At 60.6% G+C, this 23,791-nt stretch carries 20 protein-coding genes; 8 read left to right on the forward strand and 12 right to left on the reverse strand.

Translation table 11 applies throughout. The features are described from left to right. Positions 1–150: 150 nt before the first annotated feature. Entirely contained in the window at positions 151–993 is an 843-nt protein-coding gene (locus PW792_04030; protein MDE1161100.1) for a hypothetical protein, read from the reverse strand. Positions 994–1,118: 125 nt separating this feature from the next. Here PW792_04030 and PW792_04035 point away from each other — a divergent pair, with 125 nt between their 5' ends. The 4 genes from PW792_04035 to PW792_04050 all read left to right on the forward strand — a co-directional run bounded on the left by PW792_04035 (position 1,119) and on the right by PW792_04050 (position 5,626). After that, positions 1,119–2,123, forward strand: a complete 1,005-nt coding sequence (locus PW792_04035) for an FAD-dependent oxidoreductase (protein MDE1161101.1) — start codon at positions 1,119–1,121, stop codon at positions 2,121–2,123. Between the two features lie 87 nt (positions 2,124–2,210). Next, positions 2,211–3,377 carry a citrate synthase gene (locus tag PW792_04040; protein MDE1161102.1) on the forward strand — a complete coding sequence of 389 codons (1,167 nt, stop codon included), beginning with the start codon at positions 2,211–2,213 and terminating at the stop codon, positions 3,375–3,377. A gap of 68 nt (positions 3,378–3,445) precedes the next feature. Next, positions 3,446–4,420: a hypothetical protein gene (locus PW792_04045; GenBank protein ID MDE1161103.1), complete on the forward strand. Its 975-nt coding sequence runs from the start codon at positions 3,446–3,448 to the stop codon at positions 4,418–4,420. Between the two features lie 45 nt (positions 4,421–4,465). Then, positions 4,466–5,626, forward strand: a complete 1,161-nt coding sequence (locus tag PW792_04050) for a cysteine desulfurase family protein (protein MDE1161104.1) — start codon at positions 4,466–4,468, stop codon at positions 5,624–5,626. Between the two features lie 20 nt (positions 5,627–5,646). Here the strand turns inward: PW792_04050 and PW792_04055 are convergent, their stop codons facing one another. Then, complete coding sequence (locus PW792_04055) at positions 5,647–5,931, reverse strand: CopG family antitoxin (GenBank protein ID MDE1161105.1); 285 nt, start codon at positions 5,929–5,931, stop codon at positions 5,647–5,649. A 295-nt stretch (positions 5,932–6,226) separates the two neighbouring features. Then, on the reverse strand, positions 6,227–8,122 hold the full coding sequence (locus PW792_04060) for an APC family permease (protein MDE1161106.1): 1,896 nt from the start codon (positions 8,120–8,122) through the stop codon (positions 6,227–6,229). 140 nt (positions 8,123–8,262) lie between these two features. On the opposite strand from PW792_04060, the gene PW792_04065 reads away from it, so the two are divergent. Then, positions 8,263–8,823 carry a glutathione peroxidase gene (locus PW792_04065; GenBank protein ID MDE1161107.1) on the forward strand — a complete coding sequence of 187 codons (561 nt, stop codon included), beginning with the start codon at positions 8,263–8,265 and terminating at the stop codon, positions 8,821–8,823. A 13-nt stretch (positions 8,824–8,836) separates the two neighbouring features. Here PW792_04065 and PW792_04070 read toward each other — a convergent pair whose 3' ends face one another. The 4 genes from PW792_04070 to PW792_04085 all read right to left on the reverse strand — a co-directional run bounded on the left by PW792_04070 (position 8,837) and on the right by PW792_04085 (position 12,496). After that, positions 8,837–9,418: a hypothetical protein gene (locus tag PW792_04070; protein ID MDE1161108.1), complete on the reverse strand. Its 582-nt coding sequence runs from the start codon at positions 9,416–9,418 to the stop codon at positions 8,837–8,839. 87 nt (positions 9,419–9,505) lie between these two features. Then, positions 9,506–11,344: a PHP domain-containing protein gene (locus PW792_04075; protein MDE1161109.1), complete on the reverse strand. Its 1,839-nt coding sequence runs from the start codon at positions 11,342–11,344 to the stop codon at positions 9,506–9,508. A 107-nt stretch (positions 11,345–11,451) separates the two neighbouring features. After that, positions 11,452–11,667 carry a cold shock domain-containing protein gene (locus PW792_04080; protein ID MDE1161110.1) on the reverse strand — a complete coding sequence of 72 codons (216 nt, stop codon included), beginning with the start codon at positions 11,665–11,667 and terminating at the stop codon, positions 11,452–11,454. Positions 11,668–11,833: 166 nt separating this feature from the next. Next, positions 11,834–12,496 (reverse strand): NUDIX hydrolase, encoded by a 663-nt coding sequence (locus PW792_04085; GenBank protein ID MDE1161111.1) that lies wholly within the window; start codon positions 12,494–12,496, stop codon positions 11,834–11,836. 97 nt (positions 12,497–12,593) lie between these two features. On the opposite strand from PW792_04085, the gene bshC reads away from it, so the two are divergent. The 3 genes from bshC to PW792_04100 all read left to right on the forward strand — a co-directional run bounded on the left by bshC (position 12,594) and on the right by PW792_04100 (position 14,912). After that, a complete protein-coding gene (gene bshC / locus PW792_04090; GenBank protein ID MDE1161112.1) occupies positions 12,594–14,225 on the forward strand; it encodes a bacillithiol biosynthesis cysteine-adding enzyme BshC in 1,632 nt (543 codons plus the stop codon). A gap of 121 nt (positions 14,226–14,346) precedes the next feature. Continuing rightward, complete coding sequence (locus PW792_04095; protein MDE1161113.1) at positions 14,347–14,580, forward strand: superinfection immunity protein; 234 nt, start codon at positions 14,347–14,349, stop codon at positions 14,578–14,580. Between the two features lie 23 nt (positions 14,581–14,603). Beyond that, on the forward strand, positions 14,604–14,912 hold the full coding sequence (locus PW792_04100) for a hypothetical protein (GenBank protein ID MDE1161114.1): 309 nt from the start codon (positions 14,604–14,606) through the stop codon (positions 14,910–14,912). Between the two features lie 172 nt (positions 14,913–15,084). Here the strand turns inward: PW792_04100 and PW792_04105 are convergent, their stop codons facing one another. The 5 genes from PW792_04105 to PW792_04125 all read right to left on the reverse strand — a co-directional run bounded on the left by PW792_04105 (position 15,085) and on the right by PW792_04125 (position 23,665). After that, on the reverse strand, positions 15,085–16,071 hold the full coding sequence (locus PW792_04105; protein MDE1161115.1) for a phospholipase D-like domain-containing protein: 987 nt from the start codon (positions 16,069–16,071) through the stop codon (positions 15,085–15,087). A gap of 142 nt (positions 16,072–16,213) precedes the next feature. Beyond that, positions 16,214–17,632, reverse strand: a complete 1,419-nt coding sequence (gene zwf / locus PW792_04110) for a glucose-6-phosphate dehydrogenase (protein MDE1161116.1) — start codon at positions 17,630–17,632, stop codon at positions 16,214–16,216. Positions 17,633–17,798: 166 nt separating this feature from the next. Then, positions 17,799–19,211: an efflux transporter outer membrane subunit gene (locus PW792_04115; GenBank protein ID MDE1161117.1), complete on the reverse strand. Its 1,413-nt coding sequence runs from the start codon at positions 19,209–19,211 to the stop codon at positions 17,799–17,801. Continuing rightward, on the reverse strand, positions 19,211–22,426 hold the full coding sequence (locus PW792_04120) for a multidrug efflux RND transporter permease subunit (GenBank protein MDE1161118.1): 3,216 nt from the start codon (positions 22,424–22,426) through the stop codon (positions 19,211–19,213). The genes PW792_04115 and PW792_04120 overlap by 1 nt, the downstream gene beginning before the upstream one ends. 6 nt (positions 22,427–22,432) lie before the next feature. Beyond that, positions 22,433–23,665 carry an efflux RND transporter periplasmic adaptor subunit gene (locus PW792_04125; protein ID MDE1161119.1) on the reverse strand — a complete coding sequence of 411 codons (1,233 nt, stop codon included), beginning with the start codon at positions 23,663–23,665 and terminating at the stop codon, positions 22,433–22,435. Between the last annotated feature and the right edge of the window lie 126 nt (positions 23,666–23,791).

Below are 23,791 nucleotides of genomic sequence, written 5' to 3' on the forward strand. Positions count from 1 at the left end.
GGTTGGCGCTGTGGGATTTGTGGCCGGGTGGAGAGGGCGGGAACGCAGAGAGCGCAGAGTGATTTGTGGCTGTCAGAGGTGTGGAGGGAGGTGAGGGGAAAGGGAAAGGCCACGCTGGTCGCGTGGCCTTTCGGGGGAGCTGGTAAGGAGTTAGGGGACAGCGATGGGGGTGGGAGCGTTCTTCGGCGTGCTGAGGTAGCCGCTGACGACGTTCTTGCTGATGCTGTTGATGACGATCTCGTAGAGAAGAGGTGACTTGCCGGAGTAGAACTGGATGGGCTCGTCGAGGTTCTTGTCCTTCTTCTCGATGTTGTGGTCATCGGAGTAGACGTCGAGAGTGAACTTCGAGCGTTTGGTGTCGACCTTCCGAAGCTTGATCTTGATGGTGCCGACGAGCTTGGGATCAGAGCCCTTCTGCAGGGTGAACTCGTAGTAGTTGCGCTGATTCATGCGGCGGAGCTCTTCGAGTTCGCCGTGGGTGGTGGCGATGAGGCCGCTCATGACACCCTGGTCGCCGACGACGCGGGTGAGCTGCGATTTGGTGTTGGCGAGGTCAGCCTGTGTGGTGGCGACATCATTCTTCACACCGCCGACATCGGTCTTCACGGCTGTTACGTCGCTCTGTACGGCGCCGACCTGCTTCTGCGTGGCGGCCTGTTCGCGAGCGAGTTTCTGCGTGGCGGCAGCGGCGCTCTTCTGGGCGAGCAGAAGCTCGTTAGAGCGGTCGTCAAGCTGCTTCTGCGTGAGTCCCATGGACTGGCCGAGAGCCTGACCCTGCGCCTTGAGGCGTTCGTTGGTGTCTTCGATCTTGTCGTTGAGAGAGCTGTTCTGCGAGACGGCTGCGTCGACCGCCTTGTGCTCATCGGTGAGCTTGTTCTGCAGTACGAGTCCCCAGACCAGCGAGCCGAGGGCGAGCAGGAGAGCCAGGACTGCGACGGGTGCGATCCACCCCGGTGTTCGTTGTTCCACGACGGTTTCACGGATTTCAGGCATGCGATGTTCTCCTTACCGGTTGCCGCGCTCAAGTTCACTTGGAACGAAGAACGCGCGAGTCACATTTTTGGACGTGCGAAACCTACAATGGGACTCGCAGGGGTTGGGACTTGCAAGGGAGTGAGATGCAGAAGAGTTCGCAGATGATGCCTGAGACGGATGTTTTGATTTGCGGCGCAGGGGTCATGGGGCTATCGCTGGCACTGGAGTTGACGCAGCGCGGGATGCGCGTGGCGGTGCTGGAGCAGGCGCAGAGAGGCGAGAGAGCCGCAGGGCAGGCGTCGTGGGCTGCGGCAGGAATGCTGGCGGCGGAAGACCCGCATAATCCGCCTGCGCTGAGTGAGTTGGCACGCTGGAGCAGGTCGCTGTATGACGCTTATTTGCAGCGAATCGAAGAGGTTTCGGGGCTGCAGGTGAGGTACCAGACGGACCGTACGATTCAGTATCTGCAGGATGGTGCGAGCGTGGAGTTGGCGGAGCAGTCGCTGAATCCGCGAGAGTTGATGGCGGCGTTGGAGACTGCGGTGGAGAAAACAGGCATCGACGTTGTGCGTGGCGTGCAGGTGCAACGTGCGGAGACGCTGGCAGGCTCAGTGAAGGTGATAGCAGGGAGCGAGAGCTTTGCAGCGAGGCAGGTGGTGTTTGCTGCGGGGGCGTGGTTTCTCGGGGAGCCTGCGGTTCGCCCGCGCAAGGGGCAGATGATGCGCTTGCGGCTGGCGATGGACGAGGTCCACCGCAGCGCCGGGGTGTATGTAGTGCCGCGGCGTTTTGGGGAGCAGGCAGGGACTGTGCTGGTTGGTGCGACGGTGGAGGATGCGGGCTTCGATACGACGGTGCGCGAGGACGAGTTGCAGCAGTTGCGACGACGCGCAGCGCAGATGGTGCCTGCGGTGGCAGACGCGGAGATTGTGGAGGCGTGGGCAGGGTTGCGTCCGGCGACGGTGGATGGGCTGCCTTTGCTGGGGGAGTTGGAGCCACGGCAGTTTGTCGCGGGCGGGCATTTTCGGAACGGCATTCTGCTGGCGCCTGCAACGGCTAAAGCGATGGCGGATATGCTGGAAGGCAAGCCTGTGGTGGAGATGCTGCAGCGTTTTGCGCCGAGTCTGGTAGTCGCACAGCGTGAGCGATAACCGATCAGGTATAAGTGACAATTATCCGGGTATGCGTCGATAATTTTGGCGTTACGCGGAAACACCGCGCAGGGAGCGTTTTCGATCATGGCAACAGGTGCACCCAAAGGCTTGCAGGATGTAATTGCGAACGAGTCGTCGATTTGTTTCATCGATGGCGCGCAGGGAATTTTGTCGTACCGCGGCATTGATATTCATACGCTTGCGGAGAATTCGACGTTTGAAGAAGTGACGTTTTTGCTTTGGAACGGCGCGTTGCCGACGGCTTCAGAGTTCAACGATTTCTCGCACCAACTGGCGGCTGCACGGCAGTTGCCGGATGACGTGATCGAGTTCCTCCGGATCGTTCCACGTACGGCTTCGCCGATGGAAGTGTTGCGTACAGCCGTTTCTTTGCTGTCGATCTATGACGCGGACGAGAAGAGCGTTCTGCACACGGCGAACGTTCGTAAGAGCTTCCGCCTGACCTCGCAGATCGCGATGATCGTGGCGATGTTCGACCGCATTCGCAAGGGCAAGGAACTGGTGACGCCGGATACCTCGCTGTCGCATGCAGCGAACTTCCTGTGGATGCTGAACGGCGAGAAGCCCAGCGAGACCGCGACGAAGGCGATGGACGTGGCGCTGATTCTGCACGCGGACCACGAGTTGAATGCGTCGACGTTTGCGGCACGCGTGATTGCGGCAACACTGAGCGATCTGCACTCAGCGATTACGGGCGCGATCGGCGCGCTGAAGGGGCCGCTGCACGGTGGAGCGAACGAAGCTGTGATGCACCTGCTCTATGACATTGAGAAGGCTGGCGAAGATCCTGTCGAGCATGTGAAGCACATGCTGGAGAACAAGGAAAAGATCTCGGGCTTTGGCCATCGTGTGTACACGACGGAAGATCCGCGCGCGACGCATCTGCGGCGCATGTCGGAGGACCTGGGCAAGGATGCGAATCCGAAGTGGTACGAGATGTCGCGCAAGATCGAGCTGTTCATCAAGGAACAGAAGAAGTTGAACGCGAATGTGGACTTCTATTCGGCTTCGACGTACACGACGCTGGGCATCGACATCGACCTGTTTACGCCGATTTTTGCGGTGAGCCGCATCTCGGGCTGGTGCGCGCATGTGATCGAGCAGCATGATGATAACCGCCTGATTCGTCCGCGTGCGGATTACACGGGGCCGGCGTATCCGGCGCCGTATACGCCGATGGCGCGCCGCCAGTCGCAAGTGAAGGTATGGCCGCCAAAGCCGAGCGCTTAGGCTGCTGCGACGAAAGTCTACAAAAGAAAGGGCTCCGGAACGTAAAATCGTACGGAGTCCTTTTTGTTTTGCGATTCCTGCTGATTGCCGCGTTATGTTGTCTTTCCGCTGCGCCCCTGTATGCGCAGACGGATACGAAGCTGCCTGCGGATGATCCCGATCTTCCCAGCCTGCTGATGCCTGTGCCGAATGTGCCGGGGATGCGGGCGAGGCTGGCGGGAGTGAATGCGGCGGCGACGTTTACGTCGGTGCATGATTCTTCGTCGGGCTGGTACACGTTGTTTACCCCAGCGGTCTCGTATGCGGTCTCGCCGCATTACTCGTTCGACATGAATATCCCTGTGTACTTTTACCGTCTGGCTGCGGACCAGGTGACGGTAACGGTGCAACCGCAGGCGACGCAGATGGTTACGACGACGAAGCTGCGGGTTCGGCGCGGTGACCTGGGCGATCTGGTTCTGGCAGGGCATGCCCGTTTTCACCGGAACGGCTTTGGGTACATGCTGACGCCGTCGATGACGGTGCCGACGGGCGACGCTGATCATGGGTTGAGCACGGGGCGCGTGACGTTCGACATCGACAACCGGTTTGAGATGCGTTGGGGACGGTTTGGAACGCTGCTGGATCTTGGCGGCGGTGACTCGTCTACGCTTTTCAACCGGCTGGTGACGAAGGACTACACCTCGCTGGGGCCGCTGGCGCACTTTACGGCGGGCTTTGAGGTGCAGATGGCGCGGAAGATCTTCTTTCAATCGGTGGCGTATGAGCAGTTGCCGCTGGGCGATGGAAAGATCTATACGACGTTGTCGCGGCCCGGGTATCCGGACCGCACGGTGGTGTCGGGCAGAAGCGTGAGCGAGGACAACGGTTTTACGTCGGCGGTGGTGGTGCCGCTTTCTTCGCATGTGATGCTGCAGAGCTACTACAACCGGAGTCTGCGTTTGAATCTGGATTCGGTATCGGTGGGGCTGACGTTCTCGTTGCGCTCGAATGGGCGCACGGAGCGCAAGACGTCGAGCCTGGCGAGCGAACTGCTGCGTTAGGTGTCCGGTTGAGCGTTTGATGTGTGGCTCTCGTACGATAGACGTGTGACGCGGATTTATCTGGATGCGAATGCCACGACGCCGGTGGCTCCTGAAGTGCTTGAGGCGATGCTGCCGTACTTTGGCGTGCGTGGGGGGAACCCCAGCGCGGCCCATGCGGCGGGGCAACATGCGCGCTCGGCGGTTGAGCGCGCGCGGGCGCAGGTTGCAGGAATGCTGAACGCGACGGCGAAGGAGATCGTCTTTACGTCGGGTGGGACGGAGAGCGATAACCTGGCGCTGCGTGGGGTGCTGGAACCTTTTCTGGAACGCGGCGAAGCGGCACATCTGGTTACCACGCAGATGGAGCACCATGCGGTGCTGTACTGTGCGGAGGCGTTGGAGAAGCGCGGTGTGGCGGTGACGTATGTGAAGCCGCAGGCGAACGGCGTGGTGGACGCTGATGAGGTGGCTGCGGCGATTCGCCCGGAGACGAAGCTCTTGAGCGTGATGCTGGCGAACAACGAGACCGGAGCGGTGCAGCCGGTGGGCAAGATTGCGCGGCTGGCGAAGGAGCGCGGTGTGCTGGTGCATACCGATGCGGTACAGGCTGCGGGCAAGCTGCCGCTGGATATGGCGGGCGAGTTCAAGAACGTGGATCTGCTGGCGATCTCAGGGCACAAGCTCTATGCGCCGCAGGGTGTAGGTGTGTTGTTTGCCCGCAAGGGCGTGCAGCTTGCGGCGATGCAGCATGGCGGGCCGCAGGAGCGGCAACGGCGTGCGGGGACGGAGAATGTTCCGGGCATCGTGGGAATGGGCAAGGCTGCAGAGATGGCGGCAGCGTGGCTGGCCGGAGATGCGGCTCAGACGCTCGCAGCTCTGCGAGACAAGCTGGAGCAGGGGATCGCTGGCGGCCTGGCGGGTGTGAGCGTGAATGCGGCGGAAGCTCGGCGGGTGGCGAATACGACGAACCTGCGGATCGCCGGAGTGGATGCGGAGTCTCTGCTGATCGCGCTGGATATGCAGGGAGTGGCGGCGAGCTTTGGGTCGGCGTGTATGTCGGGAGCGACGGAGCCTTCGCATGTGCTGATGGCGATGGGGCTGGCGGCGAAGGAGGCTCGCGGGAGTCTGCGGCTGTCGCTGACGAAGTATGCGACCGAAGCGGAGGTAGAAGAAGCCGTGCGAGTGGTGGTGGAGGCGGTGACGAGGCTGCGGACGCTGGGGTAGGGGCTTGTGGTGGTTGAGTCCTATGCTGCGTCAGAGACGCGCAGTGCTTGATGCACTAACTCGGAGAGAAGAGATTCGCTATCGACGCCCTTTTGAGCTGCCCGCTTTTGCAGCAGGGTCAGGTCTTCCTCACCGAGGAGGACGGTAAGGGCATGGGGATCGAGGACGAGGTCATGCTGGGCAAGCAGGCTCGATGCGCTCATCTCCACCTCGTCGAAGTAGTCGGTCAACTGATCGCGATGAGCATCGTACCAATTTGCTTCTTCAGCTTCGCTGGTGAATTCAGGAACCGGTAGTTTCGTCACGTCGTTTCCTCTCTTCGTAGTGCCTGCTGAATTTTTCAGGGGCGGTGTACGCCGTGATCGGCCTTAGAGACCCTGCGCGAATCATGAAGATCAGGCAGAGCTTGCGGTCTGAGGCCGTTGCTCCGACTACCAGATACCGTATCTCACCGTTGACGACTTTTCTACCGGAAAGAAAGCAGAAAGGGTCAAGAAGCATCTCACGCACTTCCGCCGGAGTGACGGCGTGGAGCGCAAGATGCTCGATGTTTCCTTTATCCCAGTTAAAGCGGACGACTCGTGGACTCACGACGGAAGTCTACAGGTACCAGGGGATGTTGACGACGACGATGCGCTGGTTGCCTTTGAGGAGGAGGAGCAGCTTGAGCACCTGTACGCGCTGGTTGTGGAGAAGGTTCTCCCACCAGTGGCGGACGACGAGTTCGGGCAGCAGGACGGCGATCTTGCGGCCGGGGTTCTCGTCCTCGAGCTTCAGGATGTAGTCCATGAGCGGCGAGAGGATGGTGCGGTAGTTGCTGGAGACGTTGATGAGTTCGGGTTCGGTCTGCTTGGCGGCCCGGGTGGGCTCGAGCACCATCTCGTTCCAGACGCAGCCGATGGTGTCGGTCTCGTCGCCGTGGACGTGCACGACCTTGACGGTGTGGCTCATGAGCATGCCGAAGCGCAGGGCCTTCTCGCTGATCTTGTTCCAGCTTGCCATCGGAATGATAACGATGGGTTCTTCCAGGCCGGAGAGGCGCAGCGGGGTGGGGTCAGCGGTTTCGAGGCGGACGCGGCGATAATGGCGCTTGATAGCCACCATGACGCCGATGAGCAGAGGCATCAGGAGCGTCGTGATCCAGGCGCCGGACATGAACTTGGCGAAGAGGACGACGCACAGGGTGATGCCTGTGGCGCAGGCCCCGAGGCCGTTCATGCAGAGCTTGAAGTAGCGGTGCTTGGCGTCCTTCTCCTTGATCCAGTGACGAACCATGCCGGCCTGCGAGAGGGTGAAGGCAAGGAAGGCACCGATGGCGTAGAGCGGGATCAAGCGGTCGGTGACACCGTCAAAGATGATGAGGATGAGCGCGGTGAGGCCCGTGAGGGCGTAGATGCCGTGCGAGAAGAGCAGGCGACGGCCGCGCAGCAGGAAGACGTGAGGCAGGTAGTCCCGCGCGGCGATGGCGCGGGCCATGCGCGGGAAGTCTGCAAAGGCGGTGTTGGCGGAGAACGAGAGCGCCGCGAGCACGCCACCCATGGTGAGGAAGTACATCCAGCCACGGCCGAAGACGGCAGCTACTTCGAGCGAGAGCACGCTCTGGTAGTTGTGCGCGAGGGGGTCCATCGCGGTGACGTGATAGATCTTGGCGACCCAGGAGAGGCCCCAGAGCAGCACGATGAGCATCGAGATGATGCAGGTGAGGGTGGTGTTGGCCTTCTTGGCGCGGGGCTCTTTGAAGGCTGTGACTCCGTTGGAGACAGCTTCCACGCCGGTCATGGCGGCGCAACCGGAGGCGAATGCCTTGAGGATGAGCCAGAGGAGACCGAAGCGTGTGAAGGTAGAGAGCTGCAGCGTTTGCGGCGGCGGGACCTTCACGGGTACGGGGTGTCCGCCTGTGGACCAGTACTGCACCGCTGCCCACGCGATCGTGATGACCAGGGTGGTGACAAAGATGAAGGTCGGCAGCATGAAGGCAAAGCCGGACTCTTTCATCCCGCGCATGTTAACGGTCGCGATGATGACGAGAATCAGCAGACAGAGCAGGAGCTGATAGTGGTGCATTGTCGGGCCGAAGCGGGTTTCATCCGTGGCCGAGACCAGCGCAGTGACGCCGGCGGAGATGCCTACGGCTGCGGTGAGGATGTAGTCGATCATCAGGGCGGCGGCGGCGATGAGACCGGCGGAGTTGCCCAGGTTCTCGGTCGCTACCGTGTAAGAGCCGCCACCGTTGGGGTAAGCGGTGATCGTCTGCCGGTAGGAGAAGTAGATGATCGTGAGCAGGATCAGGATGGCGGAGAAGATCGGCAGCAGGAAGGTGGAGACACCGGCTACGCCGAGCGGCACCAGCAATTGCATGGCGGCTTCGGGGCCGTACGCTGCACTGGTCAGGCCGTCCAGACCAAAGATAGGGATACCGGCCGCTACGCCAATGTGCTCATCGTGCTCGGCACTGGTCGCCAGCGGTTTACCAAAAACAACATCAAAGACACTCATCGGACTAGCGTTTACCTCGACTGCGCGTGAAACGCACCGTGGATAAGAATACGCCTGTCTGTCAATTTGGGAGTGGATTTGTGCGGAAATTCAAGGATTTGCGCAGTGGCTTTGTTGGTGGGTCGAATTAGACTGAGGGAATGTCGACTGTAACGAACATTCCGGTAAAGACGATTGGTGGCGAGGCAAGCTCGCTGGGTGAGTACACAGGCAAGGTGCTGCTGGTGGTGAACGTGGCCTCCAAGTGTGGCTTTACGCCGCAGTACGAAGGCCTGGAGAAGCTCTATAACGAGTTCAAGGACAAGGGCTTTGATGTACTTGGTTTTCCTGCGAACGACTTCGGCGCCCAGGAGCCGGGAACGAATGCGGAGATCGCAGAGTTTTGCTCGCTGAACTTCGGCGTAAGCTTTCCGCTGTTCGAGAAGATCGTGGTGACGGGGGCGGAGAAGCATCCGCTGTACGCTGCGTTGATTGCAGCGCAGCCTGAGTCTATCGGTGACGACGGCTCTCTGCGTGAGAAGCTGGCTGGCTTTGCGGCTTCGAAGGGCATGCCTGCTCCGAACGCCGCGCCGGAGGTGCTGTGGAACTTTGAGAAGTTCCTGATCAGCAAGGACGGCGAGGTTGTGGGACGCTACTGCTCGGTGATCGCTCCGGATGATGCGGTGCTGACATCTGCCATTGAGGCTGAGCTGGCAAAGTAGTTTCTCTGCAGATCTAGGGAATAGGAACGTGTAGCGGGTTCTGATGCGCGAGGTTTAGCGTCAGGTTCGCTGCACGTTTTGCTTTCCACTGCTCGGGCGTCATGTTGGGGAAGAGAAGGATGACCTGGCCTTGCAGCGTCTGGCCGGGAGCGGCTTCGTCTTCGTCCATGAGCGGGTGCGGAAGCAGCGGGTGGAGCGCGGGGAAGGCAAGCTGGACGTTGCTGACGTCGCTGAGCGAGCCGAGGACGGTGGCTGCGATGTGCTCACCGGTGGCGAGGTCGGCGGTGGCTTCCACGCCGACGAAGTAGATCGGCAGGCGGAGCTTGTTGTCGAGCTTCAGCGTGGCGACGACGTAGGTACTGACCTCTCCACCGGAGTTGTCCGGCGAGATGACCTTGATGCCGCTGGAGGGGAAGAGGCTGGTGGTCTGGACCTTCGGGGTGAAGAGCTCGGTGTGCGTGACGGTGAGGTCTGCGGTCTTGCGAGGGTTGAAGAAGTAGACGGCCAGAGCGACGAGCGTGAGAACGATGACTGCGATGATGATCGCCTTGATGGGCGAGCCGGAGCGTTCGGGGGCTAGTTGCAGGTCGGGCATTCTGGGCTTCCTTGGTGATGGACGTACGGGCTAAAGCTGTTCGCGAGGCTGCTGTAGTTGAGCGGCTTCATGGCGGCTTCATGGCGTCTACGGGCGTGGGCGCAGGGAGGCGAGGAAGGCCTCGACCGGCTGCGTGTTGATGAGGTCGGCGGCGGTGAGCCAGGCGCGGCGAAGCTGCACGATGCCGTTGTCGATCTGGTCGAGTTCGTCGACGGAGTGGGCGTCAGTGTTGACGATGATCTTGCAGCCAAGTTCCCTGGCCTGGCGGAGTTGCAGGTCGCTGAGGTCGGAGCGAGCGGGGTTGGAGTTGTGCTCGACGGCGATGCCGTATTTTGCGGCTGCGGTGAGCATCTGCACGACGTCCACCTTGTATGGATCGCGCTTGAGCACCTTGCGGCCGGTGGGGTGGCCGAGGATCTGGATGTAGGGGTTTTCGCAGGCTCGGAGAACTCGCGCGGTGACTTCCTCGGGCGTCTGGTTGAAGCCGGAGTGGACGCTGGCGACGACGATGTCGAGCTGCGCGAGTGTGTCGTCTTCGAGGTCCATGGAGCCGTCGAGGAGGATATCGCACTCGCAGCCGGCGAGGAGGCGGAAGGGGGCAGTGGGCTCCGGGTTCAGCGGCTCACCGGCGTTCTGGCGAGCGTGGAAGCGGTCCCACTGCGGGCCGCGTCTGGCGGCGAACTCTTCGGCGAGGCGGTCGCTTTCGGCGCGGATGCGGGCGGCGTGCGCGAGGGCGCGCTTGTCGTCCATGCCGCCGGTCATGGTGAGGAGCTTCGAGTGGTCGGTGATGGCGATGTACTCGAGGCCGCGAGCGATGGCGGCTTCAGCCATCTCGCGGATAGAGTTCGAGCCGTCGCTTTCGGTGGTGTGCATGTGCAGGTCGCCGCGAATGTCGGAGCGGACGATAAGCTGCGGGAGTGTGTGGCTGGCGGCGGCTTCGAGCTCGCCGCTGTTCTCGCGCATCTCGGGCGCGATGTAGTCGAGGTCGAGCGCGTTGTAAATCTCTTCTTCGCTGGCGGCGGCGATGATCTTGTTGTCTTCGAGGCGCATGAGCGCGTACTCGCTGAGCGTGTAGCCGCGTTTGATGGCTCGCTGACGCAGGGCGACGTTGTGGTGCTTGGAGCCGGTGAAGTACTGCAGCGCGGCGCCGTAGCTGGCGCGCGGCAGGAGGCGGACGTCGACCTGCAGGCCGTTGCGTAGATTGAAGCTGACCTTGTTCTGCCCACGGGCGATGAGCTTGTCGATGAGCGGGAGCGTGGCGACATGCTCGACTGCGGCGGCGACCACGTCCGGCTCGCAGGCCGGGCCGGTGACGAGGAGGTCGAGGTCACCGACGCTTTCCTTGCCGCGGCGCAGGGAGCCTGCGGGAGTGATGGTCTCGATGCCGGGAAATTGACGGATGAGTTCGCTGACGCGCTCGGCGTGGTTGCGGGCGTCGTCGATGCGGAAGCGCGAGGCGTTGCGGCGGTAGTCTTCGATGCCTTTGAGCAGCTTGTCGGTGAACTTCTGGCCCATGCGCGGGAGCGTGAGCAGGTCGCCGCGTTTGGCGGCCTCTTCGAGCTGATCGACGTTCTGGATGCCCATGGCGGAGTGGACGAGGGCGACGGTCTTGGGGCCCATGCCGGGGAGGCGGAGGATCTCGAGCATGGAGGCGCTGTATTTGGTCAGCAACTCGTCGCGCAGGGGCATGGAGCCGGTGGTGACGAGGTCGCGGATGTTGGCGGCCATGCCTTTGCCGATGCCGGGGATCGCGAGCAGCGCCTTGGGATCCGCGTCGGGTGTGACGAGGGTTTCGAGCGGCGTCGTTTGCTGCTCGACGGTCTCGGCGGCACGCCGATAGGAGCGGATGCGGAAGGGATCGGCTGCGTCGATTTCGAGCAGCGAGGCGGTTTCGTCGAGCAGGCGGGCGAGGGTGATGTTATCCATGGCAGGGCAGGCACGGCGGCAAGAGCAGAAGCCCGGCGGCGGCGCATCCTGTGATTGTAGGATGCCCGGGCCGGGCTTCGTTGAGCGTGTCGCTGTTTCGTCGAGGGTCAAGCCTGTTTGAGAATCGTGACGTTGTCAGCCTGTGGTCCTTTGTCTCCCTGAATGATGTCGAACTCTACCTCGTCCCCTTCTTTGAGGCCGCGGTATCCATCCATCTGGATAGAGCTGTAGTGAACGAAGACGTCTGTGCCATCTGGACGTCCCAGGAAGCCGAAGCCTTTTGCGTTGTTGAACCACTTCACGGTGCCTTTGTACTGAGCCATACGGTGCTATCTGTCCCGTCCTGCTTGGTTTGAGTAGCGAATACGTGTCGTGCTCTGCTGGTTTTCGCCGTACTAAAAGAGACGGTGTTTGAGAGAGTTACGGATAGATGAAGAGGCTGCCGTTCGTCAAAGTAATTTTGCTGTGAGTGAAAAATTGTTGGTAACGTTACTTTTTTCGCTTGGCGGGCTGGAGTGAAGCGTAGAGCAGGACACCTATGAGGGTTTTGCCGTCGTGGATTTTGCCCGCATGGATGAGGCGCATGACTTCGCTGAGCGGCGTCATGTGCAGCTCGATCTTCTCGTCTTCCTCGGGAGTGGCCTGGCCGAGCGTGAGGTCTTCGGCGAGCAGGATGTGCATGGCTTCAGAAAGGAAGCCGGGGCTGGCGAAGTACTTGGTGTGAACTGTCCACTTTTTGGCGCGGTAGCCGGTCTCTTCGATGAGTTCGCGTTTGGCGGCAGGGATTAGCTTTTCGCCCTTTTCGATGCGGCCGGCGGGTAGTTCGAGCAGGAACTGGTCGGCAGCGTGGCGGTACTGGCGAATGAGCAGGATGCCGGGGTCTTTGGGATTGGATTTGGTGTCGACGGCGAGGATAACGACGGAGCCGTTGTGGCGGATGACGTCGCGTGTGGCATGGACGCCGCCGGGTTCGGTGACTTCGTCCTGCGTGACCCAGAAGACTCTGCCCTGGTAGACGGTCTTGCTGGCGAGTACTTTGGCTTTGCCGCGCAGCGTTTTTCCGGCAAGCGGCTTGTCGGCAGCGGTGACTTTGGCGGGTTTGCTGGTGGCTTTCTTCGACGGTTTGGCGGCTGTTTTGACGACTTTCGGCATGGCTTCTAACGTACACGAGGCGGGTGGGCCGTGAATTGTTCGCAACGTGATGCTTCGATCTGCATCCAAATATCGTCAAGGTGAGAAACTGTATACGATGAACGCCGAATGCTTCCCTATATCGACGCTGCCAGGAACGAGCGCGCTTTTCCGCGCCTTCTGCGAGGGTGCGCCTGCGGAGGCAGCGGCATCGCTGGCGAAGTGGTACCCGGCTGATCCGTTTCACATGGGCTGGGCGGCGAAGTCGCCGGAGTTGCCCGTGGGGCATCGCGAGGGCCTGGCTGATGTGCTGAAGGCGCAGGCTGAGGCCTTTGGCGCTGGCGTGGCCACGTTCGAAAATATTGAGAAGCTGCGCAAGGGCGCGGCTGCGGTCGTGACCGGGCAGCAGGTGGGCCTGTTTGGCGGACCGTTGCTGACGCTGCTGAAGGCCGCGACGGCTGTTCGCAAGGCCAAGGACGCTACCGAAGCGACAGGTCGCGAGCATGTGCCGGTGTTCTGGCTGGCGAGCGAAGATCATGACCTGGCGGAAGTCGACCAGGTGGCGTTGTTATCGAAGACCGCTGTCGAGAAACTGGAGCTTGGCCTGAAGGCAGAGCGTCCGGTGCCGGTGGGGGGGCTGCCGATTGACGCTGCGGGGACGCTGGACAATCTTCTGGATTACGCTTGCGACCTGTTTGCGTGGGGGCCGTTTGCGGATACGCTGCGCGAGTCCTACGCTGCGGGTGAGACGCTGGCTTCGTCGTTTGGCAAGCTGATGACGCGGGTCTTTGCAGATTTCGGTTTGATTGTGATGGATGCGGCGTCGCGTGAGTTTCATGCCCTGGGCGCGAGTGCTTTGCGCGGCGCGATTGAAGAAGCCGAGGCGCTGGAAGAGGCGTTATTCGCTCGCTCTGCGGAGCTGGAAGCGAAGGGATTTCATGCCCAGGTGCTGGTGTCGAAGGGGCAGTCACTGCTGTTCCTGATCGACGCAGAGACCGGTGCGCGCCAGGCGCTGAAGCGGATGGCGGATGGCGAGTGGAAGGCTGGAGCAAGGACGCTGACGACGGCGGAGCTGCTGGCAGTTCTCGAAGCCGAGCCAGAGCGCATCAGCCCGAATGCTTTGTTGCGTCCGGTGTTTCAGGACACGATTCTGCCGACGGCGGCTTATGTTGGTGGACCGGCTGAGGTCGCGTACTTTGCGCAGTCGGCGGTGGTGTACGAGCGGTTGCTCGGCCGCATTACGCCGGTGCTGCCGCGGTTGTCGGCGACGCTGATCGAGCCTGCGATTGGGCAGGTGATGCAGCAGCACGAGGTTGCCGTGCAGCAGGTGTGGGCCGCGAAGACGGTGGACGAACTCGCGCTGCGGTTAGGTGCGCGTGCGTTGCCGATTGAGGCCAAGCGCAAGCTGGCTGCGGTGGGCAATGCGATGGATACGGAGCTATCTGCGCTGACGGAGTACGCTGAAAGTCTGAGCGCGGAGCTGGGTAAGGCTGCAGGAGTGAGCGCGAGCAAGATGCGGTACCAGATGAATCGTCTGCGGCGAATGGCGGCTCAGTATGAGCTGCAGCGTGAGGCTTCGCTGCGCAAGCATGCGACGGCGATCATGCTGAACATTCTGCCGGATGGGCATTTGCAGGAGCGCTGGCTGGGCGGTGCGTGGTATCTCGCCAAGGATGATGGCTCGCTGGTGCAGTCGCTGGTGGAGCATGCCGGGCTGGAGTGTCCGGGGCATCGGGTGTTGTTTCTGTAAGCAAGTGCAGGCTTGGAGACAAGCAGGTTCGTTACTGCGTTCGGAATGACAAGTTCTTGTGAACAGGATGGATGGAACTTCCTGTGCAGGGCTGCGTATTGCATTGTGTGAGGTGAGCGTTATGCACGCACTATTTGCAATTTGTCTGTTGCCGTTTGGAGCGATCCACTTTCTTCCGACCATCATTGCGCTGCTGCGCGATACGCGGGGCAAGTTTGGCATCTTCATGATCAATCTCTTCTTTGGCTGGACCGTGATTGGCTGGGTGATTGCGTTGTTTCTGGCTCTGCGGAATGAGCCGCGCTGGACGCGGGCTTATGCGTATGCTCCGGCAGGCTACTCGCGTCGGTACTAAAATGTCCTTCGAGGTGTTTTGCGATGGGACTGAGCGACCAGCCGTTTGAAGTGATGTGCCCCGATTGTGGCGGCATGTTGAAGATTGATCCGGTAAGCCGTTCGGTGATCTCGCATACGGCCGCTCCACGCAAGAAGACGTTTGAAGACTTTGGCGCTGCGGCACGAGCGTTGAAGGAGCAGGATGCGCGGCGCGAGTCGCTGTTCGCGCAGTCCGTGAACGCCGAGAAGAACAAGGAAGACCTGATGGCGAAGAAGTTTGCCGAAGCCGTGAAGAAGGCTAAAGAGTCTCCGATGACCGGCAAGCCGCTGCGAGAGTTTGATCTGGATTAGTTCGACCAGGCGTGAAAAGCCCTAACGTGGCGTGCGCAAAGTTTTGCACGCGAAGTACGCGAAGGAGTTACGGCTGTTGGGATGTTGATGCCTTGCTTCGTTGTTGAACATGAAATTGGAAACGGCCGAGGCAATTGCCTTGGCCGTTTTGTTGTTGTTTGCCGGAGCGGTTTTATGCCGTAGGAACCCAGACGGTGGAGTTGGCATAGTCGGTCAGCAGGACGCCGTTGAACTTCGTGACGAGCGCTGAGGTGGCCATGACGATGCCAAGCTCACGGTTCTCTTTGAGCGAGGCGGTGGAGTAGTTTTCTGAGCCACAGAAGACTTTCTGGTCGCCGCTGTAACCTGCGTCGGCGATGGTCACCTTGGCGTGGATGTAGAGCGTAGAAGAGTTGTCCTTGAAGACGTGAACATTAACGCCGGCGGCTGCGAGCGCGTTGAACTCCGAGGCGTAGTCGTTGTCGTCATTGGTCATGATGAGCTTGACGACGACACCGCGTGCTGCGGCCGCTTCAAGGGCCTTGACGATGTCGGAGGCGCTGATCTCTTCGGATTCAACGGTCAGGGTGTATTCGGCGTTGTTGATGATGGCGAGCAGATCGGCATCCGAGTCCGTTGGGGACCAGATGAGCGAGTAGGCCTTGCTCGGTGTCCAGGCGGTGTCGGTGAAGTCTTTGTTGAAGGTGGCTTCAATGGCCGAGACATTGCTGGAGTTGGTGTCGAGCACGCCGAAGTCGCGGGTGTCGGAGTAGTACTCGCTGGTGAGATTTGCGCTGAGGATCAGTGCCGAGGCTTTGTCGACGATGATCGTTTTCTGGTGGGTCGCATGATACGTCGTGTTAGCCCAATGGACGGAGATGCCAGCGGCCGTGAGCGTGTTGTAGGCGGGGGTGTTCTTCGTCTTCTCGAGGTTCTGATCAAGAATGACGCGTACGACGACGCCTTTGGCTTCGAGTGCTATCAGATCGTTGACGGCGGTCGTATCGACGAGCTCGTACATGGTCATGTCGAGCGTTTTGGTGGCGGAGTTGATGTAGGTGTAGACAGGCGTGAAGCCGTCATCGGGGAAGGTGTAGATGGTTTGGGCTTTCGCGGAAACAACGGACAACAACGCCACGAAGGAAGACAGCAGGGCAGTGCGGAACGGCTTGCGTTTCACTAGGGACCTCTTGAACTCTTTTTGAGATTTGGGTCTTGCCTGAATCTGCTCAAAGAGTCGCGGAGGTTCCCGTGGAACCGCAAGTGATTTCTTGAAGCTGCCCTACGGCTTTTGGGGCAGGTGTTATGCCTGCCCCAAAGTCCTAGCGGCTCTTGTTACGCGGAAGAAAATCGAAGTTATCCGGATGTTCGGCCATGGGTTCGGCCCAGCCACCGGGAGGGTCGACGATGCCGTTGGTTTCGACAGGGCCCCAGGTCTGGGGCTGGTACTCGAAGAGCGGCGTATCCATTTTGAGGACCGGATCGACGATACGCCAAGCCTCTTCGACGTAGTCCTGACGAGCGAAGAGCATGGGGTCGCCTGCCATGGCGTCGGTGAGCACGCGCTCGTAGGGGTCAACCTCGTCGGCGCGAGCGTGGCGGCTGGCGAGGAGTTCAACGGATTCACGCGGGTCGCCTGTCTTCTGCGGTGCTACGGCCACGGCAATAGCGACGGCGATCTCCGGGCTGAGGCGGAAGCGGACGTGGTTTTGCGGCGAGCACTGCGGCGTGGCTTCAACGTCCGGCGAAGGACGGAATCGGACGACGATCTCCATGCAGGTGGTGGGCAGGTTTTTGCCCGCGCGGATGTAGAAGGGAACGCCCTTCCAGCGCCAGTTATCGACGCTTAGCTTGAGTGCGGCGAAGGTTTCGACCTTGGAGTCTGCTTTGACACCGGGTTCCTGGCGGTAGCCGACGAACTGTCCACGTACCAAATGGCCTGCTTCAATGGCAGGGATGGCCTTGAGGACCTTCACCTTCTCATCTCGAAGGCTCTCGCTGTCAAAGCGTGCAGGTGGCTCCATGGCGAGGTTGCAGAGCACCTGGAAGACGTGGTTCTGGATGACGTCACGGATGGCTCCGGTAGCGTCGTAGAAGACGCCGCGGCCCTGGATGCCGAAGTTCTCGGCCATGAGGATCTGCACGCTCTCGATATGGTCGCGGTTCCACTGGGACTCGAAGAGCGCGTTGGAGAAGCGGAAGCCGACCATGTTGCTGACGGAGTTCTTCGCGAGGTAGTGGTCGATGCGGAAGATGGCGGATTCGTCGAAGGCCGTGTGCAGGATGCGATTGAGTTCCTGTGCAGACGCGAGGTCATGGCCGAAGGGCTTTTCCACGATGATGCGAGCACCTTCTGCTGAGCCCGACTTTACGAGCTGCTCGACCACCATTTCAAAGAGAACCGGGGGGATGGCGAGGTAGTGTGCAGGATGCTTGGCGTCGCCGAGTTCGCGGCGAACGGCCTGGAAGGTCGCGTCGTCGGAGTAGTCCCCGTCCACATAGCGGAAGAGGCTTTCAAGCTTTGGCCATGCTTCTGCGTCGAGGCCGCCGTGCTTTTCGAGCGAATCCTTCGCGCGGTCCTTGAGCTGGTCGAGCGTCCATCCGGCCTTTGCGACACCGATGACAGGAACGTTCAGCTTGCCGTGCTTCACCATCGCCTGCAGGGCGGGGAAGATCTTCTTATACGCTAGATCGCCGGTTGCTCCGAAAAAGACCAGCGCGTCAGACTGAGCAGTTGCCACAGGTTGTAACCCTCCACTTGTGTGATGCAGGAAGCGGTCCGATGGACTCTCTTCCCTTTACTAGTGTGCAGCAGCAAAAGACGATCGGTGAGAAAGTACATACAAAAAGGCTCCGTGCGATGTGATCGCGACGGAGCCTTTTTTGTATGTTGTTCGAGTTGAAGGTCTACTGCCAGCCGCCGCCAAGAGCAGCGTAAAGCTGCACGAGGGTGAGGGCTTCGGTTTCCTGCAGGGTTGCGAGTTGCAGCTCTGCAGAGAACTCGTTGGAGGAGACGGTGAGCACTTCGAGGTAGCTCGTCGAGCCAGCCTTGTAGCGCATCTGGGCAAGACGCGTGGCGTCGCGTGCCGCGGAGACGAGACGCTCCTGCTGCTCGCGTGCAGCCTTCGACTTGTTGACGGCGATCAGCGCGTTGGAGACATCACGGAAGGCTCCGAGGATCGTCTTCTGGTAGGTGAGGACGAGCTCTTCCTTCTGCTGCTTGGAGAGATCGTACTTGCCACGGATTTGACCACCGGCGAAGATCGGCTGCGTCAGATTGCCGAGACCATAGATGGTCTTGCTGTCTGAGCTGAAGATGTTCGGGAAGGTGTCTCCGCCGAGGCCTGCCGAGCCGCTGATGGCAAGCGAGGGAAAGAACGCCGCACGAGCTACGCCGACGCGAGCGTTGGCTGCGCGGAGGTTGGCTTCTGCCTGCTGGATGTCAGGACGACGCTCAAGCAGTTGCGACGGAATGCCGGTGGGCAGAGCCTGAGGCGGAGGAGCAAGCGCGTCGGGTGCTGTGTGAACAACAGTTCCGGGCGTTTGTCCCAGTAGCAGGCGCATGGCGTTCTCGTTCTGCTGGATCTGCTCTTCAAGCACAGGGATCTGCTCGGTAGCGGTGTAGTAAAGCTGCTCGGCCTGGCGAACATCCGACAGAGGCGAGGAGCCCGCGCTTTCGAGCTTGCGAGTGAGATCGAGGGAGTCCTTGCGGATGCCCGCGGTGTCCGTGGCAATCTTCAACTGCTCGTCGAGCATGCGCAGTTGCAGGTAGCCAGTGACGACCTGCTGCACGAGCGTGACGCGAACGGCACGCTGTGCCCATGTCTGGGCGAGCAGGTCTTCACGAGCAGCCTGGGTCTGCTTGCGGTAGAGACCCCAGAAGTCGGGCGTCCACGATGCCTGCAGGTTGAAGCTGCCGATGACGAGCGGGTTGGCGATGGAGCTGCCGACCGACGAGGGAAGGTCGGCGCCTGCACCTGTTCCACCCGCGCTGAGCGAGGGGAACTGTGCAGCACGGGCGATCTTCACCTGCGATTGATACTCGAGCACGCGTTGCGCTGCGATGCGGAGATCGTAGTTGTTGGCGAGCGCGGTCTTGATGAGTTCCTGCAGCTCGGGCTGCTGGAAGACTTCGGTCCACTTCTGATCGCCGAGAGAGTTAGCGGCCTCGGTGGCGACGGCCGCGTCGTCGGCCCCACGGAAGGCAGGCGGCGCCTGCACCGTGGGGCGCGTGTACTTGGGCCCAAGGCAGCCCGTGAGCGCGAGCGTACTGAACGCAAGCGCTAACGTGTGCCGGGTGACGCGTGTGGTGGGTTGCATTAGGCGTGTCCTCCGGTGGCGTGACCGTCCTGGTTGGGGGTGTCATTCTCGTGGCCTTCAATCACGTGCGTGGAGTCCATGCTGACGTTCTTGCCGCCTCTCTTGAAGTGCAGGCTGAGGTACTCAACCACGGAGAAGGTGACGGGAACCATGAGGATTCCGATGAGCGTTGCCAGCACCATGCCGCCGATCACCACCGTACCAAGGATGCGTCGTGAAACTGCACCCGAGCCGGTTGCTGTCCACAAAGGCAAGCAACCGCAGATGAAGGCGAACGCCGTCATTACGATGGGACGGAAGCGTAGTCTGGCTGCCTCAAGTGCAGACACAGAGATACTCTTGCCCTCTTTGTAGTTGGCCACGGCGAACTCGACGATGAGGATGGCGTTCTTCGCGGAGAGACCGATCAGCATGACGATGCCGATGGTCGCGAAGATGTCGTTCTCATACGACCGAAGCTGCAGTGCGAGGTAACCGCCGAGGATCGCGACCGGTGTGCTGAGCAGAACGCTGAAAGGCAGCGTCCAGCTTTCATACAGCGCGGCGAGAATCAGGAAGACGATAAGGATGGAGAGCGCGAAGACAGCCCATGTGGGAACGCCTTGTGCTGCTTTCTGCTCCTGGTACGTCATGCCCGAGTAGGCGAAGCCCATACCTTCCGGCATGGTCTTGGCGAAGGTCTCTTCGAGAGCCTGGCGGACCTGCCCGGAGCTGTAGCCCGGAGCGCCGGAGATGTTCAACTGCGCAGCGTTGTACTCGTTGAAGCGCATGATGAACTCAGGGCCGTTGGTCTGCCGCGTGTGGACGAGCGAGCCGAGAGGAACCTGGCTGCCGTTCGCACTGCGTACATAGAACTGGCTGATGTTGCCAATCTGCGTACGCGAGCTGCCTTCTGCTTCTACGTAGGTCTGCCACTGGCGACCGAAACGGTTGAAGTAGTTGACCAGGTAGCCGCCCATGAAGGTCTGCATGGTGGTGTAGATGTCAGAGAGGGCAACCTGTTGCTGTGCGGCCTTCTCCTTGTCGACATCGGCGTAGAGCTGCGGAACGGCTGGCAGGTACGACGGGATTGCGGCTGCAATCTCCTTACGTTGCTTGAGTGCGCCGAGGAATGCACCGAGGTTCTTGGCGAGGAACGTTGGATCGTCCGTGCCGGAGGTGTCCTGCAGAACCATCGTCACGCCGCCCGAGGTACCGACACCGGGAATAGCCGGTGGAGGGAAGCTGAAGGCGAGACCATCGCCGTCGCCGCCAAGCTTCTGGCCGACGCTGGCTTGAATAGCCTCGATCTGCTCTTCCTTCGTCTTGCGGTCATCCCAAGGTTTGAGCGAGATGAAGAAGAAGGCGCTGTTCGTGCTCTGCACCTGCGTGAGCAGGCTGAAGCCGTTAACAGCTACGACGCCGCCGATGCCCGGAGTCTGGAGCAAGGCCTTGGTGATCTTCTGCGCAGCAAGATCGGTACGTTGCAGACTCGAGGCATCCGGAAGCTGCAGGGCAGCGAAGAGGTAGCCCTGATCTTCCTGCGGGATGAAGCCGCTGGGCAGCTTGGCCCCGGAGAAGACCGCAATGGCTGCGATGATCGCAAGGGCAAGCATCGCCATACCGGACTTATGGACGAGTACGCTCGAGGTCGAAACGTAGCTTTCCGTTGTGCGGCTGAAGACGCGGTTGAACCAGTTGAAGAAGCGTGTGAGAAGACTTGGCTTGCGGTTCTTGTCCCTTGGCTTCAGCAGCAGGGAAGCGAGCGCGGGGCTGAGCGTCAGCGCGTTGAACGCCGAGATCATGACCGAGATCGCGATGGTGACGGCGAACTGCTGATAGAGGCGACCGGTGATCCCGGGGATGAACGCCGTCGGGATGAACACCGCCGCGAGGATGAGAGCGATGGCCACAACCGGGCCTCCGACCTCTTCCATCGCCTTGATGGTTGCGTCTCGGGGAGTCATGCCCTGTTCGATGTGGTGCTCAACGGCTTCGACCACGATGATGGCGTCATCGACGACGAGACCGATGGCGAGCACGAGGCCGAAGAGCGACAACGTGTTGATCGAGAAGCCGAGAACAGGGAAGAGGATGAACGTACCAATGAGCGACACCGGCACAGCCATCAACGGAATCAGTGTGGCGCGCCAACCCTGCAGGAAGATGTACACGACGAGGATGACGAGTAGGAGCGCGATCACCAGCGTCTCTACGATTTCGTGGATGCCTGCGGTCACGGCCTTGGTCGTGTCCAGCGGAATGTCGTACTTGATGCCTGCGGGGAAGTTCTTCTGCAGTTCATCCATCCGCTTGTGGACAGCGGCAGCAACTTCCACGGCGTTGGAGCCGGGGAGCTGATAGACCGCCATGATGCCGGCCGGAGCGCCGTTGTAGCGGGCCGTCATGTTGTAAGTCTGTGCACCGAGTTCTACGCGAGCAACGTCGCGCAGATGCAGCACCGAGCCGTCCGCATTGGCGCGGATGATGATGTTGCCGAACTCTTCCGCTGTAACGAGACGGCCCTGCGTGCGCACCGTGTAGGTGAACTGCTGGCCGCTGGGTACAGGTTCGCCGCCGATCTGACCGGCGGGGTTTACGTTGTTCTGCGTGGTAACAGCATTGACGATGTCGGTTGCCGTTACGCCGAGCTTGGCAATCTGGTCCGGCTTGATCCAGATACGCATCGCATACTGTCCGCCGAAAACCTGCGTACGGCTGACACCGGGCAGACGAGCAATTTCATCCTGCAAGTTGATGATCGCGTAGTTGGTAAGGAACTGTGCGTCATAGCCGTTATTGGGTGAGTTCACACTGACGAGCATCAGGGGCGAGGTAAGCGCCTTTTGCACGGTCAGGCCCGCGGTGTTCACGATGGCAGGCAACTGCGACTGGGCCTGAGAAACGCGAAGCTGAGCGAGAATCTGGTCGATGTCAGGATCGGTCTTTACGTCGAAGTCGACGTAGAGCGAGGTCTGACCGTTATTGGCGTTGACCGAATCCATGTAGAGCATGTTGTCGACGCCGTTCATCTGCTGCTCGAGCGGCGTGGCGACAGCTTGCTCCAGGGTCTTCGCATCGGCTCCGGGATAGGTCGCCTGCACGAGGATTTCGGGGGGAACAATGTTGGGATACTGCGACGTAGGCAGTTGAACAAGGACAACGCAACCGACGATGACCGTCAGAATTGCGATGACGATGGCCACGATGGGCCGATTGATAAAGAACTTACTCATCGCGGGTTACCTCCCCTGCGCGGTCGAGGCATCGGCCTTGGCAGGCTGTGCCGAAACGGGCATGCCTTCCTTCAGCTTCTGCAACTGGTCAATCGCAACGTGCGTGCCAGACTGAATTCCGCTCTTGATGACCCATCCCTCCTTGGTCTCAGGACCAAGCACCACGGGGACGATGTGCACCTTGTTGTCGGAAGTCAGCGTGTACACCTGCTTTTCGCCCTGGAGATCGTTGACCGCAGCCTGCGGCAGAACGATCGCATCGTGCAGCGTCTCGGTGTTGGCAGAGACGCGACCAAACTGTCCGGGACGAAGCACGTTGCCGGGATTCGGGAAGAGAGCCGCGATACGGATGGCACCGGTCTGCTGGTTCATTCCACGATCGACGAACGCGATGTGACCCTTGTGTGGATAGGTCGAACCATCGGCCAGTACGAGCGAGAGTTCGATGCGGGAGATATCCTTATCGAAGCTCATGCTGTTCTGGCGGGCGCGGCTGGTGAGCGTCAGGTACTCGTTGTCGCTCATCGAGAAGTAAACGCGGATGGGGTCAAGTTGCGAGACCGCCGTCAACGTGGTTTGCGGGCTGACAAGGTTGCCGACCTGAGTGGTTGCCTGGCCTGCAACGCCGCTGATGAGCGAACGAACCTCGGTGAATCCAAGATTCAGCGTCGCCGTCTGCACGGCAGCCTTTGCAGAAGCGATGGATGCCGTGGCGGTCGCAATGTTGGCTTCCGCCGTAGCTAGCTGCTGCTTGTCGTTGTCGAGCTGGCTCTGGGCGATGGCGCGCTGTTCTGCCAGCGGGCTATCGCGATTGACGTTAATTTTCGCCAGTTGTTCGGCTGCCTGCGCTTGTGCGAGCTGCCCCTGTGCCTGTCCAACTTGCCCCTGAGCCTGCGCCAGAGCTGCCTCGAACGGACGACGGTCGATCTGGAAGAGTACCTCGCCCTTGGAGACGACGGAGCCTTCACGATACTTCTGCGCAACCAGATAGCCGGTAACCTGGGGCTGAATCTGTGCGTTTACGTTGCCGTCGAGGGTGCCTACCCATTCGTTCTTCAGAGGGACATCAGAGGGCGCAGCCGTGATGTAGCTGACCGGAAGGCCGCCACCAGGCGCTGCTTTCGGTGCGTCCTTGTTGCATCCTGCCAGGGCAAACGCGGTAACCAGAGCAACGGCAGCTGTGCCGCCGTGCATTCTGCGCGCTGCGGGAAAAGGCTGCGCTGCAAGCAAATACTTCATGAAATCCTCCCAGGTGATCGCTTTCCGCGGCCCTGAATCCATGGGGCGGGGCTATTGACGCAGAATGAAGCGAATCAGAGATGAGACGCCTGGGGGATTGTTCAAGCTTCAAATTATTTCCCTGTA

The sequence above is a fragment of the Acidobacteriaceae bacterium genome, assembly GCA_028283655.1.
Taxonomy (GTDB): Bacteria; Acidobacteriota; Terriglobia; order Terriglobales; family Acidobacteriaceae; genus Granulicella.

Excerpts from the sequence above, each read along its gene's own strand:
- PW792_04030 (MDE1161100.1), bottom strand. The coding sequence starts at position 993 with ATGCCTGAAATCCGTGAAACCGTCGTGGAACAACGAACACCGGGGTGG.
- PW792_04035 (MDE1161101.1), top strand. The coding sequence starts at position 1,119 with ATGCAGAAGAGTTCGCAGATGATGCCTGAGACGGATGTTTTGATTTGC.
- PW792_04040 (MDE1161102.1), top strand. The coding sequence starts at position 2,211 with ATGGCAACAGGTGCACCCAAAGGCTTGCAGGATGTAATTGCGAACGAG.
- PW792_04060 (MDE1161106.1), bottom strand. The coding sequence starts at position 8,122 with ATGAGTGTCTTTGATGTTGTTTTTGGTAAACCGCTGGCGACCAGTGCC.
- PW792_04065 (MDE1161107.1), top strand. The coding sequence starts at position 8,263 with ATGTCGACTGTAACGAACATTCCGGTAAAGACGATTGGTGGCGAGGCA.
- PW792_04070 (MDE1161108.1), bottom strand. The coding sequence starts at position 9,418 with ATGCCCGACCTGCAACTAGCCCCCGAACGCTCCGGCTCGCCCATCAAG.
- PW792_04075 (MDE1161109.1), bottom strand. The coding sequence starts at position 11,344 with ATGGATAACATCACCCTCGCCCGCCTGCTCGACGAAACCGCCTCGCTG.
- PW792_04080 (MDE1161110.1), bottom strand. The coding sequence starts at position 11,667 with ATGGCTCAGTACAAAGGCACCGTGAAGTGGTTCAACAACGCAAAAGGC.
- PW792_04085 (MDE1161111.1), bottom strand. The coding sequence starts at position 12,496 with ATGCCGAAAGTCGTCAAAACAGCCGCCAAACCGTCGAAGAAAGCCACC.
- bshC (MDE1161112.1), top strand. The coding sequence starts at position 12,594 with ATGAACGCCGAATGCTTCCCTATATCGACGCTGCCAGGAACGAGCGCG.
- PW792_04095 (MDE1161113.1), top strand. The coding sequence starts at position 14,347 with ATGCACGCACTATTTGCAATTTGTCTGTTGCCGTTTGGAGCGATCCAC.
- PW792_04100 (MDE1161114.1), top strand. The coding sequence starts at position 14,604 with ATGGGACTGAGCGACCAGCCGTTTGAAGTGATGTGCCCCGATTGTGGC.
- PW792_04115 (MDE1161117.1), bottom strand. The coding sequence starts at position 19,211 with ATGCAACCCACCACACGCGTCACCCGGCACACGTTAGCGCTTGCGTTC.
- PW792_04120 (MDE1161118.1), bottom strand. The coding sequence starts at position 22,426 with ATGAGTAAGTTCTTTATCAATCGGCCCATCGTGGCCATCGTCATCGCA.
- PW792_04125 (MDE1161119.1), bottom strand. The coding sequence starts at position 23,665 with ATGAAGTATTTGCTTGCAGCGCAGCCTTTTCCCGCAGCGCGCAGAATG.